This is a genomic window from Paenibacillus sp. FSL H7-0703, from assembly GCF_038003485.1.
GTDB classification, from domain to species: Bacteria; Bacillota; Bacilli; order Paenibacillales; family Paenibacillaceae; genus Paenibacillus; species Paenibacillus polymyxa_B.
Map to the genome: position 1 here is coordinate 4,886,519 of NZ_JBBOPF010000001.1, position 20,123 is coordinate 4,906,641.

At 47.2% G+C, this 20,123-nt stretch carries 16 protein-coding genes; 15 read left to right on the plus strand and 1 reads right to left on the minus strand.

Features of this window, described 5'->3' with window-relative positions:
* Positions 1–115 precede the first annotated feature (115 nt).
* From MHB46_RS21995 to MHB46_RS22015, 5 genes are all read left to right on the plus strand, one after another.
* Positions 116–364, plus strand: a complete 249-nt coding sequence (locus MHB46_RS21995) for a hypothetical protein (RefSeq protein ID WP_039272912.1) — start codon at positions 116–118, stop codon at positions 362–364.
* A 45-nt stretch (positions 365–409) separates the two neighbouring features.
* Entirely contained in the window at positions 410–2,071 is a 1,662-nt protein-coding gene (locus tag MHB46_RS22000; RefSeq protein WP_341163413.1) for a sensor histidine kinase, read from the plus strand.
* Positions 2,068–2,832 (plus strand): LytR/AlgR family response regulator transcription factor, encoded by a 765-nt coding sequence (locus tag MHB46_RS22005; protein ID WP_341163414.1) that lies wholly within the window; start codon positions 2,068–2,070, stop codon positions 2,830–2,832. The genes MHB46_RS22000 and MHB46_RS22005 overlap by 4 nt, the downstream gene beginning before the upstream one ends.
* Before the next feature lie 190 nt (positions 2,833–3,022).
* Entirely contained in the window at positions 3,023–4,276 is a 1,254-nt protein-coding gene (locus MHB46_RS22010; protein WP_341163415.1) for an L-lactate MFS transporter, read from the plus strand.
* Between the two features lie 177 nt (positions 4,277–4,453).
* On the plus strand, positions 4,454–5,365 hold the full coding sequence (locus tag MHB46_RS22015; protein WP_254325064.1) for a serine/threonine protein kinase: 912 nt from the start codon (positions 4,454–4,456) through the stop codon (positions 5,363–5,365).
* Between the two features lie 43 nt (positions 5,366–5,408).
* Here MHB46_RS22015 and MHB46_RS22020 read toward each other — a convergent pair whose 3' ends face one another.
* Positions 5,409–7,496 (minus strand): vWA domain-containing protein, encoded by a 2,088-nt coding sequence (locus MHB46_RS22020; RefSeq protein WP_341163416.1) that lies wholly within the window; start codon positions 7,494–7,496, stop codon positions 5,409–5,411.
* A gap of 638 nt (positions 7,497–8,134) precedes the next feature.
* Here MHB46_RS22020 and MHB46_RS22025 point away from each other — a divergent pair.
* The 10 genes from MHB46_RS22025 to MHB46_RS22070 all read left to right on the plus strand — a co-directional run bounded on the left by MHB46_RS22025 (position 8,135) and on the right by MHB46_RS22070 (position 20,105).
* Positions 8,135–10,303, plus strand: a complete 2,169-nt coding sequence (locus tag MHB46_RS22025) for a hypothetical protein (RefSeq protein ID WP_023989860.1) — start codon at positions 8,135–8,137, stop codon at positions 10,301–10,303.
* A gap of 119 nt (positions 10,304–10,422) precedes the next feature.
* Positions 10,423–10,848 (plus strand): hypothetical protein, encoded by a 426-nt coding sequence (locus MHB46_RS22030; RefSeq protein WP_025685506.1) that lies wholly within the window; start codon positions 10,423–10,425, stop codon positions 10,846–10,848.
* Between the two features lie 130 nt (positions 10,849–10,978).
* Complete coding sequence (locus MHB46_RS22035) at positions 10,979–11,428, plus strand: J domain-containing protein (RefSeq protein ID WP_322173606.1); 450 nt, start codon at positions 10,979–10,981, stop codon at positions 11,426–11,428.
* A 32-nt stretch (positions 11,429–11,460) separates the two neighbouring features.
* Positions 11,461–12,009 (plus strand): FHA domain-containing protein, encoded by a 549-nt coding sequence (locus tag MHB46_RS22040; protein WP_023989858.1) that lies wholly within the window; start codon positions 11,461–11,463, stop codon positions 12,007–12,009.
* A gap of 67 nt (positions 12,010–12,076) precedes the next feature.
* On the plus strand, positions 12,077–12,604 hold the full coding sequence (locus tag MHB46_RS22045; protein WP_069290165.1) for an FHA domain-containing protein: 528 nt from the start codon (positions 12,077–12,079) through the stop codon (positions 12,602–12,604).
* Positions 12,605–12,639: 35 nt separating this feature from the next.
* Positions 12,640–13,470, plus strand: coding sequence for a PP2C family protein-serine/threonine phosphatase (locus tag MHB46_RS22050; protein ID WP_341163417.1), 831 nt, complete (start codon positions 12,640–12,642; stop codon positions 13,468–13,470).
* Between the two features lie 22 nt (positions 13,471–13,492).
* Complete coding sequence (locus tag MHB46_RS22055) at positions 13,493–15,370, plus strand: serine/threonine protein phosphatase (RefSeq protein ID WP_341163418.1); 1,878 nt, start codon at positions 13,493–13,495, stop codon at positions 15,368–15,370.
* A gap of 46 nt (positions 15,371–15,416) precedes the next feature.
* The gene (locus tag MHB46_RS22060; protein ID WP_341163419.1) at positions 15,417–16,736 is read left to right on the plus strand and encodes a normocyte-binding protein; all 1,320 of its coding nucleotides are present in this window, start codon (positions 15,417–15,419) and stop codon (positions 16,734–16,736) included.
* On the plus strand, positions 16,733–17,422 hold the full coding sequence (locus MHB46_RS22065) for an iron-dependent peroxidase (protein ID WP_103049362.1): 690 nt from the start codon (positions 16,733–16,735) through the stop codon (positions 17,420–17,422). The genes MHB46_RS22060 and MHB46_RS22065 overlap by 4 nt, the downstream gene beginning before the upstream one ends.
* Positions 17,423–17,453: 31 nt before the next feature.
* Positions 17,454–20,105: a molecular chaperone gene (locus tag MHB46_RS22070; RefSeq protein WP_341163420.1), complete on the plus strand. Its 2,652-nt coding sequence runs from the start codon at positions 17,454–17,456 to the stop codon at positions 20,103–20,105.
* Positions 20,106–20,123 lie beyond the last annotated feature (18 nt).

A 20,123-nucleotide genomic window follows, 5' to 3' on the forward strand; every position in this document is an offset into this window, starting at 1 on the left:
TGCGTTTGAAGAAGGGAAATGAAGAGGGGATTTCTAGAAGCTATAATTAGATGGAAGTTGATGGTATAATTTGTGGCAGTTTAAATGCTTTGTAATTAAGGGGGAATAAATTCTTATGGAGCTTAAATATTTGTTGATCGGTGTGTTGAGCCTATTGGGTAGCGGAGTGATTTATACGATGGAGCGCTTTATATCGGTCATTCAATGGGCTGCGAATTCCGTACCTGTTAAATTAAATAGTTCGGGCATCTCTATGTCAGAACCTGATATGCCGAGTTTTGTTGACAATATATTTGTTATTATTTTATTCGTATGTGGCTTGATGATACTTGGGTATGGTGTGTATGAACGACGTACACGATAACATAACCTATGTAGGCATATCCGTTTTTATTTGGGAGGAACGCAGGTGAACGCCTTGTTGGAAATGCTGATGCAGCTATTTGAGCGCGCAGCGTTGTTACTGATTTGTTTGTTTTTTATTACACGTATCCCACGATTTAAGGAAACCTTGCAAAAGAACAGTCATTCCCCGGCAGAGCTAACCTTACTAACGTTGATTTTTTGCATGTTTGCACTGTTCGGTACGTACACCGGGATTGAAGTCGAAGGTTCGCTGGTTAACGTTCGAATCATTGCAATTATGGCGGGCGGTATTTTGTTTGGACCCTGGGTTGGGATCGTTACAGGTATTGTATCAGGGATCCATCGTTATCTAATTGATATCGGGGGAGTGACCTCGATTCCGTGTCTGATTACAAGTATTCTGGCAGGTGTGGTGTCAGGATATATCGGCCGCCAAGTCAACCGTTCCAAGAGATGGCTGGTCGGTATCGCCGCAGGTATGGTCTGTGAAGCGTTGACGATGCTGCTCATTCTGGTGATGGCACAACCCCATGGCCTTGGTGTGGACATCGTTTCCAAGATCGGTCTACCCATGATTATCGGAGAAGTCAGTATCGGTTTAATCGTTCTGTTGATCCAGAGTGTGGAGGGGGAAAAGGAGAATATCGCGGCCAGACAGGCCAAGCTGGCACTGGATATTGCCAATAAGACGTTGCCTTATTTTCGCTCCATTAATGCGGAATCCTTACATACCATTTGTTCGATCATAAAAGAAGATATCAAGGCAGACGCGGTAGCGATTACCGATACCAGAGATGTGCTGGCCTATGTCGGTTTTGGCGAAGAGCGTTATCACATCGGAGATGAGATTATTAGCGATGTGACTAAATCGACGATCCGCAGCGGTAAAATCACGATTCGCAACCATATTGCAGACGATAAAACACCCCAAATCCAGTCTCTGCTCATTATCCCGTTAGAGGAGCGGGGAGAGGTAACTGGCACCTTGAAGATTTACTATCGCAAAGCTTATAAAATCACGTATCCGTTGCAGACGATGGCGATTGGCTTGTCTCAAATCATTTCCACGTTAATGGAAGTGTCGCGTGTGGAGCAAATTAAGGAAGCGGCGAATAAAGCCGAGCTAAAGGCGCTCCAAACGAAAATTAATCCCCATTTTCTGTTTAACGCGCTGAACGCCATTGCCTCTACGACACGCACCAAGCCGGATAAGGCACGAGAGCTGATCATTAATTTATCGGGCTACCTGCGCTATAATTTGGAACTGAATGATGATTTGATCGAAATTCATAAAGAGCTTCAGCAGGTGTCTGATTATGTGGAAATTGAGAAAGCACGCTTCGGCAACCGGCTTCAGGTAGAATATGTAATGGATGAGGTGTCTGTGCGTATTCCAAGTCTTATTATCCAGCCCCTGGTTGAGAATGCGATTAATCACGGAATCCTCAAGAAAAAGGGGTCAGGTACAGTAACTATTTCTGTAAAGGATCGTGGAGAAAAGGTGCGTATTTCTGTGGCAGATACCGGGGTAGGTATACGCGATGATGTTGTGGATAACCTGTATCATGATCGGGTTCCGGCTAAACAGATCGGCTTGTACAATGTGCACAGACGGCTCAAGCTTATGTACGGCGAAGGAGTTATTATTCTAAAGCATGAGCCGGGCACCGAAGTTTATTTTGACATACCAAAGGAGAAGTCATGAAGGCCATAATTGTAGAAGACGAGCTTCCGGCACGTGAAGAGCTGGAGTATCTTGTTCAGACTCATAGCAACATTGAGGTGACTGATAGTTTCGAGGATGGGCTAGATGTGTTTCGGTTTCTGCAAGATCAGGAGACGGACGCGATCTTTCTGGACATTAACATTCCTTCATTGGACGGGATGCTGCTGGCACAGAACATTAGCAAATTTGCTAAAAAGCCCTATATTATTTTTACGACCGCCTATAAAGAACATGCGGCGCAGGCTTTTGAACTGGAGGCGTTCGACTACATTCTCAAGCCGTATGATGAAAAACGGATCGCCGCCATGTTGCGCAAGTTGGAAAATGCCTATGAGCAGCGGAAAGTTCCAATACAGGAGCCTGTCCAGACGGCGCAACCCCGAGCTGCCGAGGCCAGCACCGTTGCTGCGCCAGGTCGTATTAATCTGCTGAAAAATGACAAAATCATCGTAACGGATGCAAACGATATTTACTATGCGTGTGCGCAGGAAAAGGTGACCCGTGTCTTTACAAGGCACGAAGAATATACGATGCCCATGAGCATTTCGGAATTTCATGCCCGGCTGCCGCAGCAGGACTTTTTCCGCTGTCACCGATCGTACACGGTGAATCTGTCGCAGATCCGTGAAATTGTACCTTGGTTTAATCATACGTATCTCTTGCGTTTGCGTGGACTAGAAGCTGAAATTCCGGTAAGCCGTAGCAAGGCCAAGGAATTTCGGCAAATTATGCGACTTTAAAGGCATTTCATTCCGCTATATGTGCATTTCATTCCTCAAACGATTTCTGGCTAACATGCAGGGTTATAATAATCCATGTAGAGAGAATCCTTACAGACTTGCTCCTCCACAGGCGCAAAGCGTACGGGATTCCCGGTTATGATGATCACAAATTGACGCTGTAGAGCCGGAATGAAAAGAGGAGATTGAAATGAAAACAAACAACGGAAATCGTTGGCTTGTCGTACTTGGAACAATAATTGTCCAGATGGGATTAGGAACCATTTACACATGGAGTTTATTTAATCAACCGTTGGTGGACCGCTTTGGCTGGAACCTCAGTTCGGTTGCCATTACATTTTCAATTACCAGTTTTGCACTGGCGTTTGCTACGTTATTCGCAGGCAAACTACAGGATAAATGGGGACTACGTCGTCTGATTTTGTGTGCAGGTGTCGTCTTAGGAGCCGGTCTCATGCTCAGTTCGCAGGTAACATCGCTGTCCCTGCTTTACATTTTGGCGGGTATTGTCGTAGGTTTTGCGGATGGAACGGCATATATTACATCACTGTCGAATCTGATTAAATGGTTTCCTGAGAAAAAAGGACTTATTTCCGGTATTTCGGTTGGGGCATATGGAACAGGCAGTCTTATATTCAAGTATATTAATGGTTCGTTGATTCAGTCCGTTGGCGTATCACAAGCGTTTTTATATTGGGGAATGATCGTGCTGATTATGATTGTGGGTGGTTCCTTCCTGGTAAGAGAAGCTGTAGTCCTGAACAAGCCTTCGGTACAAAATGGGGTTGTACAGCGGGACTACACCGTTAAAGAAATGCTGCGCACCAAGCAGGCATACCTGCTGTTCGTAATGTTCTTTACCGCTTGTATGAGTGGTCTCTACCTGATTGGAGTCGTCAAAGATATCGGCGTACGGATGGCTGGCCTTGATGTAGCAACAGCCGCTAATGCGGTCGCTATGGTCGCAATTTTCAACACGGCGGGCCGGATCATACTGGGTGCGCTATCGGATAAAGTAGGTCGTCTGAAAGTAGTAGCGGGTGCGTTGCTGACAACGGCGGTCGCAGTCACAGTGCTGAGTCTGGTACCGCTGAATTTTGGTTTATTCTTTGCCTGTGTAGCAGGAATTGCTTTTTGCTTCGGCGGCAACATTACAGTCTTTCCTGCCATTGTAGCTGATTTCTTCGGTCTGAAAAATCAAAGCAAAAACTATGGTATTGTGTATCAAGGCTTTGGCCTGGGTGCGCTGGCGGGGTCATTTATTGCAGCCTTGCTCGGTGGATTCATCCCGACCTTTACCACGATTGCTGTGCTGTGTGTCGTATCGTTCCTGATTGCCCTCACCATTCGCACTCCAGAACAAGGCAAAGGCAAACTGCGCAGTGAACGGAAGAAAAATACGAACAGTGTGCGCAGCATGAAGCCTGGAACGAAACTGGGTTAAACGATTTGAGAAAAAAGAACCAGATGAATGCCAAAAGACCTGTCATCATTTCTCTAAGGGAGATTATGGCAGGTTATTTGTTTTTCCAATAATCTATTTTACGGTATAATAAAAAGATGTGTAATAAGCCGATATATACAAAAGACATAAGCTAAGAACCTGACAGGAGGACGAGTCATGATCGTGGATACAAGCGGGAATCTGCTTGCCCGTAATACGAAGCTGCGAAATACATATCAAATTCGAAGCGCCTTGTCCCGCAGTGAGCTGGCCATCGTGTATACGGCAAGGCTGTTGGATAACCGAGAAAAGGTCATTGTGAAGGAATTTTTTCCGAATGCCCTGGCTTTGCGAGGGATGGATCGAAAAACGGTCACTTGCGGTGCTTCTATGCAATCCAAATACGTGGAGTTTATGCATTATTTTTTGCGTGAAGGGCAAATGTTGAAGGAGTTAAGTCATCCGGGAATTGTCGGTTATATAGATCACTTTGAGGAAAATGGAACTGCCTATCTGGTCATGGAATACTGTGCAGGCAAGACATTGGATCGAATGATGAAAGAAGAAGCTGTGCCAACATCTGATCCCACTTTTTTGTACCACACGGTGCTACCTTTAATTGATGCCATGGAGTATATTCACGACAAAGGAATTATTCACCGGGATATTAAGCCGGGCAACATTATGATTGGGGAAAATGGCAACATCAAGCTGATTGATTTTGGTTCGGCTGTGCATTTTGAAGGCAAAGAGCATCCGATCTTCACCACGGCGGGCTATTCTCCGCTGGAATTTTACTCTAATCGTTCGCAGCAGGGACCTGTGTCGGATATCTATAGTTTGGCCGCCACGCTGTATTATTGCCGAAAAGGAACACCTCCGCCAGATGTGCCAGGCCGATTGTTTGCAGATCATTCTGAGCGGATTCAGATTGAAAATGCAGGACTTTCTCTGCTGCCGTATGTCATTCGGCGTGGTCTGGAGGTACAGGCTAACAAGCGTTGTCGCTCACTTCGATGGTTTAAAGCCGCACTACGTGCGGAATATTGGATAAAAAAAGGGAAGCGCCCTACTCTTACGGTTCATTAATCGTAAGAGACGGTGCTTCTCTTTTTTTACGTTGTGACGGACATTATCCTGTCGGAGCTTGGATATGGTCGGTGTACACTGAAGTATTCGGTTTAATCGCTTTGTATCGCAGCTCGATTTCAGTGACACCATCCTCGAATGTAATGTACAGCTTGTCGCTGTACTCCATGACCGCTTTTTTGTTACGGGCTAATCTGATCTTTCCATGCTGTAAGGCGCAGCGTGTATCATGTTTTACGATTAGGCTCCCTTTTTTACCTGCGGAAAATACGATCCGTTCCGCTTCTGGCAACGGTTCGTGAACGTCAAGCGTACGGAACAATTCCTGCAAGCTGACCTTACGGCCCGGAAAGGAGGTGAGCGGCCAAGATTTTACCGGAATCTCCTGTCCACTTGCTGTAGCGAGAAAATATCCTTCAATTCTTCCGGCAAACTGCGGCTTCGGCCGCAAGAACCAATACAGAAGAGCGGCTACTACGACACTGATGGCTACCGTCCATTTAATGGCTGTATACCGGGATTGTACAGAAACGGTTAGTGTAGCGCTGCTGGATGCTCCTTCCGGATCGGTAGCGGTAATCTTCAGCTGTGAGTCACCTGTGTGGAGCTCGGATAGCAGCAGATCATTACCGTTAATCTCAGCATGGATCGTATCCCCAGAGGCTTCTGAATCCAGCTTATAGTTCAGCTTGTCATGATTCGGGTCAACAATAAAATCTGATAAACTTCGACGGGAATCACCGTCTTCCTTTACCAGGTGAATCGTCAGGTCTTTTAAGACCTGTGGTGCTGCATTGGCCGCGTGAACCTTATGTACAGTTCCCTTACGGTACCATTGCGGACTATCCAGAGATAGCTGCCATGTATAATCCCCGGTTTGAGGGAACGCATATTCGGTATGAAAGGCTCCTGACTTATAGGTCATAGGCACCTTTTTGGCTGTGCCCCCCTTGGGAGTAACTACAATATGGGCTTGGAGAGACGTATATACGGCTTCATCTGTAAGCTTTTGATTGTTCGGCAACAGAAGCTGAGCTTGAAACGGTGTCGCTTGACCTTTCAGCAACTGCACAGGCTTGTCGCCATCAGTTGCCGTTGCTTGCTTTCCTCCCATGGTAGCCTCGGCTTCCAGTCGATAGCTACCAAGTAAATTGATTTTCACCAAATCTCCGCGTATGCCCCGTAGCTTCAACTTCACTTTACCTGCCTGTGGATGCTCGATTTTTAAAATCGCATATCGGCTCGACTTGTACCTGCGGACATTTTCTGAATTGGAATATAGCTGTGTTTCCAGAAGGGGATGCTCCGACAAAAGCACCAAATTGGCTTCCTCCATACTAGAGTCCGGTAGAGTTACAGTTAATTCTTGCATCTCGCCAGTAGTCGTAATTGCAGCAATTGGGACGAGCTTGGAACGAATTTGACTGGCGAAAATACGGTTCAGAATTTCCGGCAGATCCTCGGCACTACTCGTAATAAAAGAAGCTCCACCCGTTTGAGAAGCGATCCGTTCGAGTTCTTGTCGGTTCACTGTGCCATCATGGTTCAGACCAATTGTGTACACCGGATATCCCTTGGTCTGTGCAGATTTGATGACAGAGGACACATCGTTATTGGAGTCACCTTTGGATCGGGAACCAGAGGAGGCACCAAAATCAGTCTCTCCATCAGACAACAGAATCATAAAAGGCTGACGCCCTTGGGATGCTCCTGCCGCTAGCAGCTCTGAGCCTTTGCGCAGCCCAAGTCCCAAATCCGTATAACCGGAACGGTTTAGCGTTCTGATTTCCTGTTGGATCTGGGATTTTTGCGCTGCCACGGCAATCGAAGTCAGTGGTTTCGAGGCGACCACATGGTGATTGTAGGCAACGAATCCGACGCGCGTACGGTCTGCATCACTCAAATCCATAAACATATTGATGACTTCGGCCGCAATGCCTTCAGGATCGGTATCCCTCATGGAATAACTGGTATCCAGTACAAAAACGGCATCGTAACCCTCGATCGGGACAGCACCTAAAGATGCTGCATTAGCCTGATTTACAGTGCAAATGACCCCGTTTAGGCTCATTTGTAAAAATAGTACAAAAGTCATGAAAACGATAATCCCTAGTTTCCTTATTCTGAACATAAGCTCCTCCATCGCCGAGGCCTACGTGGGGGGATCAACTCTCCTAATCCTTGGGATATAAGGGATAAAGGATCAAAACAGCTGATAAACCTCACATTAGCCATGAATTTGATTCTTTTACGCTTATCAGAAATATCCAATGGATTTCTATCGGTAATTGAGTTCCATTTGTGAATATTTCCCTGAAGAAACAGGTCTAACATATCATGAAAATTACGTATTCACGCATAAAATGAGTCAAAATGCCCTGTTTCAATCTGAGACTACAGAAATTGACAAAACTGAAGGGTGCTTTGTATGATAGCTCTCGTATCAACGGCAAAAATTGGGATTGAAGTTAGGAATACGAAATCATAAATTTAAAATTTCTGTGTTATCTGACTTTTAATTTTGGAAATACATCTCATTTGCATGCTTTGCCGTTAAAAGCCGAATAACGCTTCGGACCGATTTTCGAGGTTACATGCCTGTACCTTAAATGTGGTATAAGCTCAATCCTTTGACGAATTTAAATGTTAAGTAGGGGGGAGGAGGCAAAAGAACTAAAAATGAGTTTCGTCCGTTTCAAATTGGACATCCCATGTCCGTATATGGAGCAATGGACCTATAACTCATACTTTGTTCATTTGCCGACAGCGATGGAAATCATTTATCAAACCAACCGGACAATGCTTTTTGAAGAGATTAACCCGGAAAAGCTGGACCTGATCACCATTGTAGGTGATGTGAAGGGTATTGACAGCTTGAGCGATGAGAAGATCAAGGAAATTAATCAGCACCTTCTGGTGCGCAGCTTTGACGAATTTTTGGATAAGTTTTCACCGACCGTGTATTCGTTTTTTAACGCGGCCAATCAAAAAGTCGTCTACACCCTTAAAAAGCCAGAGGGAATTGATGAGGATAGCATTTCTGAAATTCGTGTAAATCAAAGTAATGATTTTCTGAAAATGTTGTTTACGCTCATTGATACCAAGCGCAGTCAAGGAATCACCAATGTAGATTTCAAATTTGAAAATCTGCTGGATATGATTTCACCGAAAAAGGTTATGGATGATATTCGTCAAGTCCGCAAAGAGATTCACTATATGTACGGTGAATACGACAAGCTGGATGATGGCGATCCGAAGAAACTCGACATGGGTGACAAGCTGAATGGAATGTTCGAGGAAGCGAGTCAGAACTATAACAACGTTATGGCTATGCTCCCACTGGCAATTGAGGACATCAAAACCCGCCTTCTGCTCGGTGGCGCCCAAGAGGAAAACTCCGGTGAGCTGATCCAGGTGGGTATGCTCTCCATTGGGGAAAGCGGCGAACTGAAAATTATTGAAGCGCCGAAGAGCGACAGTACTGAGCTGATGCTGTTGGATGAGAACAGCACTGGCGATCTCTCCCAAGTATTCGAAGAAGATTATAACTCCATCACAGATACGCCTTCTGACTATGTGAAGGATTTGGTGGTTCGCACATTTGTGCCACTGCCAGCTGTTCAGACCAAGGTGGATACAGCGGTTGAAGTTCAAAACTACAACACGTATCTGGAGTTCTATAAAAATGCCAAGGACGATTTCGTAAAGGCGGTTAAGCCGCTTGTGGAAAAAATCCTCGGTGTCAAAATGTTCTTCGATCAATATGCAACGAAGAGCAAAGGTATGCTGCCGACAATGCTGGTGGCGAACAACAAGCTGGACATGCTGGTGAAAAGCAGCAATATCCCGCGCCTGGAAACGTACCTGAACACTGTGAATGCTAAGAATGAATTCAGCGACACGATCTGGTTCGGTATCGTTCCATCCGTTGAGCTGGAAGCAGCCGGTAAGGTAAAGGTTTCACGTGAACGCTTCAAGGGTAACGAGAAGGTCGTTAAGCAGGGCGGAAATTCTATGGAATCGCTCTCGATGCTGCTGCAAGTCGTGAAGGATTACAAAATTCAAATGTTCTTTAACTTTGAATCCGGTGAAGAAACGACTTTCAACAGTATGGCGACAGCAGGCATCGATAAATATGTCGATAAATGCGCCAGTCTCGTTCGCAGAGAATATAGCGAATTTGCCATTCCTTGTGTACCGAACTTTACGATTATTCCGAAGGACAAATCGGGTGTCATTATCGACAGCAAAATGCTACAGACCGAAGATGGTGTACAGCTCTCTAAGGAGAAAGAGGATATTCTCAAGCTGTGGATCGAGGGCGTTTATGTGGGTGCAGCCTATGTTGCCGCCGGCTTGGTCGCTTCCTATCAGTGTCCTGAATACCTGCGTGAGACGTTCAAAACGGTCAATAAGAACTTCCCTGGCGTACGCTTCGACATTGAAGCGGGAGACAACAGTCTACGCACGGTGACGACGATGGCCAAGGAAATCACCGGATTCACCAACACGATCAAGGATGCCATCAACCGTAAAAACTTCGGCTTTGTATTCTCGTCGGAGAATGCTCAGATCCAGGATAAGGATATCCGCCGGATTACCGTCTACAAGGCGAGAAGCATGGCGATGTCCGAGGACGGCTTTGACTCCATCTACAAGACGCTGGTCAGCACGTACATTGAACGTATTTTGCGCTACCAGACAGGGGACTTCAAACACGAAAATATCGTCCGCTTCTTCAGTAACAATCCGAGCAGTCAGAAGAGCAAGTGGCTGAGCAGCAGAGGATCTGTTAACTCGATCATTCAGGACGGAGACGATATGAGCTTCATTATTGATGAGAAAAGCAATATGTGCCATATCGATCTGGTCTTCAACGGTAATGTGAAGAACCTGGAAGTCATGATCACTAAGGGAACCAGCTCGGTCAAATCATGATCCGAGCACTACGAAAGATGTTAGAGGCGTTTCTATCCAGAACCGCCTTTATACATAAATCGCGGAGAAGCTCTGCATCTCCCGCCATCATATTACCTAATTTCAAGGAGGCAACACACATGGGATTCAGATTGAAAGTAGAAGGACAAGAAACAATCGAGCTGGGCTTGGATAACATCCAAACGGTTATTTATGACACCGATACACCGGACGATTCCAATGCACGTTCCACTGACGTAGGCTCCACGCTGCGCATCAGCGGTAAAATCATCACAGCAGTAGACGGTGACAGCGCAGATGACACGCTGAAACTGGCTTTGTGGTCTCTGGTTCCTGCTGAAAAAGCAGACAGCTACCGTAAAGTAACACTGGAAGTTATCGCAGCTGATCAAGTTGTGCGTAAAATCCACTTCCCGAATGCTTTCGTTGTAGACTACACCGAGCACTTCGGCGACACAGAAGGTGTAGGTGCATTTACACTCTACATCAAACAAAAGAAAGACAAAACCGAGTTGGCTACAATCGACGGCGGATATCCGGTTTAAGCTTAACGTCTTCACGTTAAGTGCAGCTTAAACACACACTCATCCGGCACACAAGTGCAGGGTGGATAAATATTAAGAGGCCTACGGGTCTCTTAATATTTATTTTTTTCGGAGAGGGGAACATCACACAATGACCAACTACTATGAGCTGCTCGGTGTCAGCCGGGATGCTTCGGAGGCAGAGATTAAGCAGGCTTACCGTAAACTGGCCAAAAAGTATCATCCTGATACCAACCAGGGAAGCGAGGAAGCAACGCGCAAGTTCAAGCTGATTCACGAGGCTTACAATACCTTGCGTGACGAAGCATTGCGGCAGGCATACGATGCCGAGCTCATCCGAAAAACTGAGGGAGCTGGCGGGGAACAGCAAGAGAGAGGGAGAGGGGCTGCATCCTCCGGCGGTGCACGTACGGCAGCCAAAGGTTTCAATCCGGCTGATATAGGAACTGATTTTGAGCAATTTTTTGGTTTTCATCCGAAAACGAAGGAGGGCTCACCAGGGAAAAAAACGAAAAAACCCGGTGATCCGACGGATACCTCAGCGATGTTTAACCAATTTTTCGGTATTCGTAAAAAGTGATGATTTCAGGATAGAAATGGGGGAAGCAAGCAGTGAAAACGGCGCAGAACAGATGGGTTTTCATCATAGATGTTGCCATGTTCGGGCTGATGCTGGCGATCGCCTTTTATGTGTTTAATCGTACAGGCTACAGCGGTTTGAAAACCGTGGTCGCGATAGGTATTGGAATCGGCGTGCTTGTATACATATTGCGCAATCTGGTGTCCGTTGTACCCGTGGCCAAGCCAAAGGCGCAACGTCAGCGGATTGCCAAGCTGGTGTTGATTGATGAAGAGGGCGAGTCCATTAAAGAATGGTATATCGAAGGCGAAACGTCGCTCTTAATTGGTAAAACAACGTCGCGTTCGGAGGCGGATATTGATTTGGTAGGTACAGATTATGCCTCCCTGGTAAGTGTGGAGCATGCGGTACTCAACCGGGTGAACAGCGACTGGTTTGTGGAGGATGTGGATTCCGGTAATGGTACAGGCTTGCGGTCTGCCAACGAAAGTGTAACCAAGAAGTTGGAAAGCGGTGAGCCATACCGGATTTACTCAGGTGATTTATTATATATTGCCAATACGAGACTGCTCGTTAAATAGATGAGGATGCTGCAAAATCCTCAGATCGCTGAAAAGACAATCATGACAATGGGGGAAGGAACCGACTATGAGTTTGACAAGATGCCCGAACGGACACATGTTCAGTACACGAAAGCACGGAAATACGTGTCCTTATTGCAACACGGTAGTAAATGTAGCTGCACCCAAGAGCGCAGAGCCAGTGGCGAAAACAAACGTCGCAGGAGATAACGACAAAACAATGCCGTATTTGGGCGAGACGGTGGGCATTCATCCGGTAACCGGATGGCTGGTATGCATCGAAGGAGCACAGGTGGGTCAGGATTATCGCATTATGGCGGAGAAAAACTTTATCGGGCGCGCAGAGGAAATGCATGTCCGCATTATCGGGGACAACACGATTTCCCGTAGAAATCATGCGGTCATTGTGTATGATCCGAAGAAACGTAACTTTTACTTGCTGCCAGGCGATTCATCAGGTTTGGCGTACCACAATAACGAGGCGGTATATTCACCAGCAGAGCTGGCTGCCTATGACGTGATTCAGCTGGGACACAGCAAATTTATCTTTATCCCGCTGTGTGGCGCCCATTTTGAGTGGGATAACGAAAACTAGGACGGAATTGGGCAATGGTGCAGGGAGGTAACGATATGCAGCCTTATTTTGTTGTAAGTGGAGCTGCGGTACTATTCGCTGTTCTGCTCATGATCCGTATACGACTGACGCGAAGTTCCGGCAGCCGTACCGTGAGTGGAATTGAGATCGGAAATGGTCAAACGATCGGGAGCCGGAGCGAGCAGGATGATTATTTTTCCAGTATGACGACACCTGTCGGTACGCTGGCTGTTGTCGCAGACGGTATTAGTGGGCTGGCCAATGGGCGTATGTCCAGTACCTTGGCTGTGACGACTTTTACGAAGGCGTTTGCCAAGCTGGAAGATGCAACGAATTTGAATGGATATTTTGCAGAGGCGGCAACTCAAAGCAATCGCGGCATTTTGCAAAATTTGAATGGACAGGGCGGAGGAACGACGCTGGCTGCGGTCATTGTGTGCGGCTATCAGCTGTATTACGGAGCGGTGGGCGACAGCCTGATTACGATTTACCGCAATGGTCATTTCCAAACAGTCAATTCCAAGCATACAGCAGAAACACTGCTGGAGGAACGAGTGCTTGCTGGACAAATGACCTCGAAGGAAGCCAAAACGAGTCCAGTGCGCAATCAACTGGTCAACTACTTGGGCTATGAGGGCTTTGAAAGCATGGAACTGGGTAGTGCACCAATTCGTCTGTATTCAGGCGATCATGTGCTGCTGTGCAGCGATGGCATTCAGGAGGCGCTGACGGAGATTGAATTGGAAGAGATTATGCGCAAGAGTGGAACACCGCAGGAAACAGCGGATGCCATGATCGACGCGATTAATGATAAAGGCTTTAAAAGTCAGGATAATGCGACAGTACTTATTTTGGCGATAGGATGAAACAAGAAAGACGGGGGTAGCGATGCGCAAGGACAACAGCGATTTTAGTACCGCCTTTGTGTCGGAAGCGGGCTCTTACATAGACAACCGGGACTATTTTGCATTCATGGAGACGGACGACATGGCCTGTTATGTCCTCGCAGACGGTCTGGATTCGGATCAGGAGCTGCGCAGCGCAGAAATGGTTGTCAAAACAGTGCTGGAAAACTTCATGGAGAAGCCTTCCATGTCCAAACGGCGCTTGATGAGAGATCTGCGTGAAGCGCAGGAATGGCTGCAATTTGAAAGCCGTCGCGTTCGGCTCAAAGCCAGTCTGCTGATGGTAGTGACCAACTATAACAAAATGGTGTATGTTTCGTGCGGTAATGTGCGGCTCTATCATTTTCGTAATGGAAGGCTTAATTTTCGCAGTAAGGATCATAGTCTGGCTCAGTCATTGGCAGATGATGGACGCATTCCAGACGAAGCGACCAGCACACATGAGGAACGAGGTAATCTGCTGGAATACTTGGGAAATCCGAATGGAGTTCATGCCCATTACGCCAAAAAAACGCAGCTTGCAGATGGAGATGTAATCCTGCTTGCCACCTCAGGGATGTGGGAGGACGTTGAGCTGGCGGAAATGCTGGGGGCGCTGGAGGAAGCGAAGGACCCGGTCATGCTGACGGACACCTTGGAAGAGGTTCTGCTAAGCAAACAGCACCGGACGGTGAATAATTACACGGCTGCGGCCATTTATGTAAATAAAGTTTTTCAGGAAAAGCCTAAAAACCGCCGCAAGTTGATCAAACGGATTTTGCTTGCGTTGCTTGTTTTTATTGTTGTGGGCGGGGGAGCATGGATTACGCTGGCTCGTATGGCTGCGAATAAGGCAGCTGCACTGGAAACGATGATCGAATCAGCCCAAGCCGCAGACGATTATGCAAGGACAGGAGATTATGCGAAGGCGCTCAAGTCCTACAGCGAAGCGAAAAACGCGGCGGTTAAAATTAACGATAAGATTCATAAGCGACTGTATACAGCCGAGCAGAAACTATCTCAATTGCTGGTGGACGGAGACGGCTACGTGGAAAAGGCGGACTTTACCAAAGCTGAAGCCAGCTACGAGAAAGCACGGAAAAGCGCCGGGCTATATCCACCATTTAATGTGAAGGATATTGAGCATAAAATCGATCAATTGGACAGCTATGCCGAGACAGCGAGCTGGATGAAGGACGGAGATTTAAAATTTCAGGGCGGCGATTACACGAATGCGCTTAAGCTATACAAGAAAGCAAACAAGGCTGCGATGGAATCCGGTTATACGTCCGCGCAAAAAGAACTGGAGAAGAAAATTACCGAGGCCAACGATAAATTGACAGCTATTCAGCAGCAGCTCAAGGAGATTCAAGCTGGAAAACTTCAGGCCAAAGGGGATCGGATGATGAAGGATCTCGATTATGAAGGGGCCATTGATGCCTATAGCGGGGCACAGGAAATTTATCAGGAGATTGATAAGCTCGAAAGTGTTCTGGCATTGGAGCGGAGCATTGCCAAGGCGGAGGAAAAGCAGAGCGCGGAACAGCAGAAAAATGGTCAGCTTCCTGCTGGATTGGGATTGTCTGACGGAGCGTTGAACGACACGGACGCAGGGGACACAGCGGGTGGAGCTTCATCTTCCGCTACTGCAACCCCTGCTGCAGAATCGCAAACGAAGGCTGTGCCAACGTCTTCAGCGGGAACTACACCCGCGAAGAAGGAAGCCTCTTCGGCTGCAAAGAGCATGGGTACAGGCGATGGAACTGCCCCTTCGGCCAAGGTGGATACCAACAAAGAGCAAGGAACTGCTGATTCCGCTTCTAAAGCAGCAGGGGCGTCTGATTCAGAGAACCAAGATCGGGCTGCTGCGAACGGAAGTTAAGTTTTTCATGTTCAATGAAGCTGGAGCCGGAAAGGAGTGAGACGTCGTGAAAGAGCTGGTACAGGACCGTTTGAGTAAGATGGACGATTTAGAGCAGAGACGTTTACTGAAAAATATGATGGCGGGGGTATTTATGAACCTCGTCGAATATCAGGAAGAAATGACCCGCCAGCTAGAACGGCGGGTATTTGAGGAAATTGAGAATACGGAAGAAAAGATTGATGTGTACGTGTCATTGACATCGCGTGAGGACTATGACCCGATTCATGAATTTTTATATCCTGTGTTACCGTCTGATACGGAGGAAAAGCAGATGGACATCAGCCGTGTGGCAGAGGTGGTACGCGAAGGCGGTGCGATGCCGCTGTTTACGCTTTTTCTTGAGATGGAGACCGAACGAATCTCAGCGTTGGTGCGCAGCAAGCGAATTTTCTCAGGAATGTTGGTCACGGAAACTGGCAATTATCCGATTCGTTTTCGTCTGGAGCATAACCGTTCTTATATTTTGGAGATTGAGCAGTTATATCACACCTTTATGCAAAATGGCATGCCGTGGAAAACAATTAATCACCCGTACGCTTATAAGTTTGTGGACTGCGTATTGATTGGTGGAGACGGAGAGCCGGCCGCCCATGAAGAAATTCATGAAATTACAATTTCATTGGAGGAATTCGACGTTTTTAAGAAGGGCGACGTTTTTCCACTTTGGAACATTGAAAGGCTATCTCTAAAGAACAGCGGTTTTCCTATACCCGCTATGGATCGTGTGAATTATGAGCATGTGCTGCCTTTGCGAAAAACAGGTCCTGAGCATGGTTATTTGATTGACGGGACTGAAGGCGATATCCGGTATATCAAGCGTACAGAAGAGGAACTGACGATTGTTACACCACGTGATAAGTCTGGCGAATGGAATGTGTTGAAGGTTACGAAGCCTGTTACAACGAGACTTAGTCGTCAGACTTATCCGTTATTGTCCAATCGGCGACAGGACAGCTTTTTGGGCCGCTATGCAGGAAAACAGGCCGTGATTGTCCGTGCCAAGGCGGAAATCATGCGCATCGTAAACTCGTTTGAAGCAGCGCAAGGGCTGGAACTAGAACGTGTGGAAATCTGGGGAGGTGCAGGGAGAAATGATGTAAGCAACCTGTTAACCAAAACCCAGACGTATCCGTTAAATCCGTTTGTCAGCGATAACGTACGGACAGAGGAAGGCAAGCAGATCATGCGTTTGGGGTTCAGACGTGGTTCAGACGATGTTTTGCCCACCGCGCCTGCTTATATTTTATCCGATTTAATGAGCTTTCTGGTATCGGAAGTGCAGATGTATTTTCCAGAGTACAAGTGTGAAGGAGAATGGGTGTGAATTACGTCTGGGATTTGCTCATGCGAGCGAGAGAACAGGGGCTGGATGTAGATAAATTCCGCTTCGTACCCGCTGTCAGCTACTCTCCGTATATGGAGCTTAGTCTGGCAGAGTTGAATACTTCCCATTTGGAGCAGGTAGTGGAAATAAATCCGTACTACCGCTTTTATTCTATTTTTCGGGATCTATTTCCACCGGATGCTGAAGAGTATCTGGAGCTGAGAGAATCGCTATTTGATATTATGATGCATTTTCTGGCGGAAATGGACTTGTATCAAGGGATGAATCGGCGGGAGTACCATATCCAGTTTGTTCGGCGTGATATTGCAGAGGGCATTTTTGGCCCGAAGGTAAAGGAAGGCTTTGGACAATTAAACCGTGAGGATCAGGACGCGATTGCTGAAGGACTGCTGCGCCTGTATGAGACGGGAGAAGCCGTACATCTGCTAAAAGAAACGATGCGGCGCGTCTTTCATCGCTCAATCATTTACACCAATTGTGAGGAAAAAGACGAATTACTCATCTATATCGGCCAAGAGGAGACGCCATTGTCACGGATTAAAGTGGATTTGATTTTGGATTTGTTTCTTCCGGCACGTTTTACGACGGAATTGTATTGGACAAGTCATTTCGGCATTTTAGAGGAAGATCCTACGATGAAAATAGACGCTATCGCCCTCTATTAAGGCTAAATGGCTAAGAAAGGACATGTGAACGATGAACGGACCCTATACATACAGGTTGCTAGACCCGCTCACCGATCGAAAAAGCATACGCTTCACGGCGAAATACACGCGGGCGGAATTGGAGCAAATGACGACCTTTCAGTTACGCGGGATATGCGATAAGGAACGACTGGTCGAGGGATTTGCCAATCGCCTGGCACGTGAAGAATTGATTCGCGTGATTTTGCGATTTCGGAGTGCGGAGGAGCATCTACTCATCACAAGGCCGAACCCTGTCGGTTTTGAACGCATGGAATCGGCACTACAGCGAAACTGGAACGACCGTCGGCAGGAGAGCAGCGGTATCCGGGTTCCCGCCAAAATCACACTGTATCAGGGTGTACGCACAGGTCGCATGGACAACTACCGGATTGAATCCGATTTGCCTTGGCTGAGCTCATCTAATGTGCTGCTGGTGAATGCGACAGGAGAACTGTGCGGTGTTTTGAATTTGGTGAAGGATGAGGGACGAACAGGCGTATATTATCTTTCTCGTCATCGTGATGCTGAACTGCGAGAGACGTCTAATCATAGTTATAGCCTATTATTTCTGCGAAGACAGGAATCAGAATATTTTTATAACCTCTACTATGGAGATAAGCCGATGCTGCCGCTGAAGCTTCAAGGTCACCGGGTTCCGGTGGTAGAGCTGATCATTCGGGGTACGGAAACAACAGATGCGGTACTTGCGATTGATTTTGGCACCTCGAACACCACAGCAGGTGCTTATTTGGATAGTTCCTACGTTACGGCCCCTGATACAGGTATGAGCAGCACGGTAAGGCTGAACGCCATCAATTATGTGTCATTCCCCGGCCCAGAAGGGGCAGAAGGCGACTGGATCGAAGTATTGCCGACTGTTATTCGCGTCGCAGACTGCTCCAATCCAGAACATATCCTTTATGTATTTGGGGAGGATGCACTACGTGGATCTGACGTGGCAGGCAGCCGTGCGACAGTATTGCGAGGGATCAAGCGGTGGGTCAACGATTATAAGCGAATCGAGGAATTAATGGATTCCGAGGGGAATACAGCAACCGCTTCCCGCAGTGATATTTTAGCTGCTTTTATCCGTTATGTGATTGCCACAGCCGAGCAGCAATTTAAGTGTCGGTTTCGCAACCTGCACTTTTCTGCTCCCGTAAAGCTGCAGCCCCAGTTTATAGAGATGTTTAGTGATATTTTGCCGGATTACCAGATTGAAGCGGAGGATGCGCTGGACGAAGGGCTGGCTGTGCTGTACAACACGCTGGCAGACCAGATGGAACGAGGGACTTTTGCGGACGGTGAGGAGTATCAGGCACTTGTCATTGATTGTGGAGGAGGCACGACAGATTTGTCTTCCTGCCGATTCCGAATTGAGGACGGACGTATTGCTTACAAGCTGGATATTCACACAACGTATGAAAATGGGGATACCAATTTTGGTGGAAACAATCTGACGTATCGGATTATGCAGTTTATGAAAATTGTATTTGCAGGTTATTATGCTGCCGAGACTCGTTTGCCTGACACCGATATTGATGCCCTGATCGGCATTCCTTCGGGAGATTTGTACCGTCATGTGGATGAGTTTGGCGTAGATGCTGTATATGCGGGACTGGAGGAACGCTACCGAGAGGCAGAGGCCATCTTGCCTACCGCGTTCAAACAGTATGAGCATGCTACACGGGATGAATATCAGCGGGTACTGAGTAATTTTCATCTGTTATGGAGCGCGGCAGAAAATATGAAAAAGGAATTTTTTCTACGTACGGGGATCTTGCGCAGTCGCTTCGAATCTGAGCAGGTATTATCTGCTGAAAGCGACCTGAACATTGCAGTGATGGACCGTTGGCTGGTATCAGTCATTGAGAACGGACGGTTTCGTGATGAATATGGTTTGCCTGATGTAGTGTTTAACATTCGGGAAATACAGCAGCTTCTTAAGGCAGACATCTACAATATTGTGCGCAAGTTTTTGGATGAATTTTATCTGGAGGGGCGCTTGCAGAATTATTCGATTATCAAGCTAACCGGGCAGTCCTGCCGGATTGACGTATTTCGCGAAGCACTCAAGGAATTTGTACCAGGGCGCAGTATTGAGTTCCGTCAAAAGGCAGAGGACCTCAGCCGGGTACCTGAGTTGAAAATGGCCTGTCTGCGCGGGGCTATCCGTTACCTGAACGCTAAAAAAATGGGCACGATTGAGCCTGTCATTACCAATCATATTCCGGCCATTCCGTACACGGTCAGCGCATGGACACATACGGGACGCGAGAAGGAGCTGATTGCGAGTTTGGAAAGCAACCGGGTACGCGGTTCTATTTCCCGGCCGTCTCATGCGGCTGAGGTGGAGTTCTTCCTGACGGCCGACGGTGGCAAGCTGCGTCAGCGCCATGTGTATCGTAGTCGGCCAGAAGCTTTTGAACCCATGCCGTATGAGGAAATTGCCGTGCTGTACGGGCGGGATATCCCGCAGGATGATACGGACTCCATTCGTAATGGGGAAACGAAATATTTTGTTTTTGTCGGGGATAGCCGCTGGGGCTTTTATGTAGTCCCGATTACCCGCCGAGATGAATTGCTGCATCTGGGACCCAAACGCTTTTTTGCTTTCGAAAATGATCTCTCCGAGCTGGATTTCTTTGACGGCACGAAATAGTAAATTAAGGATTTCACA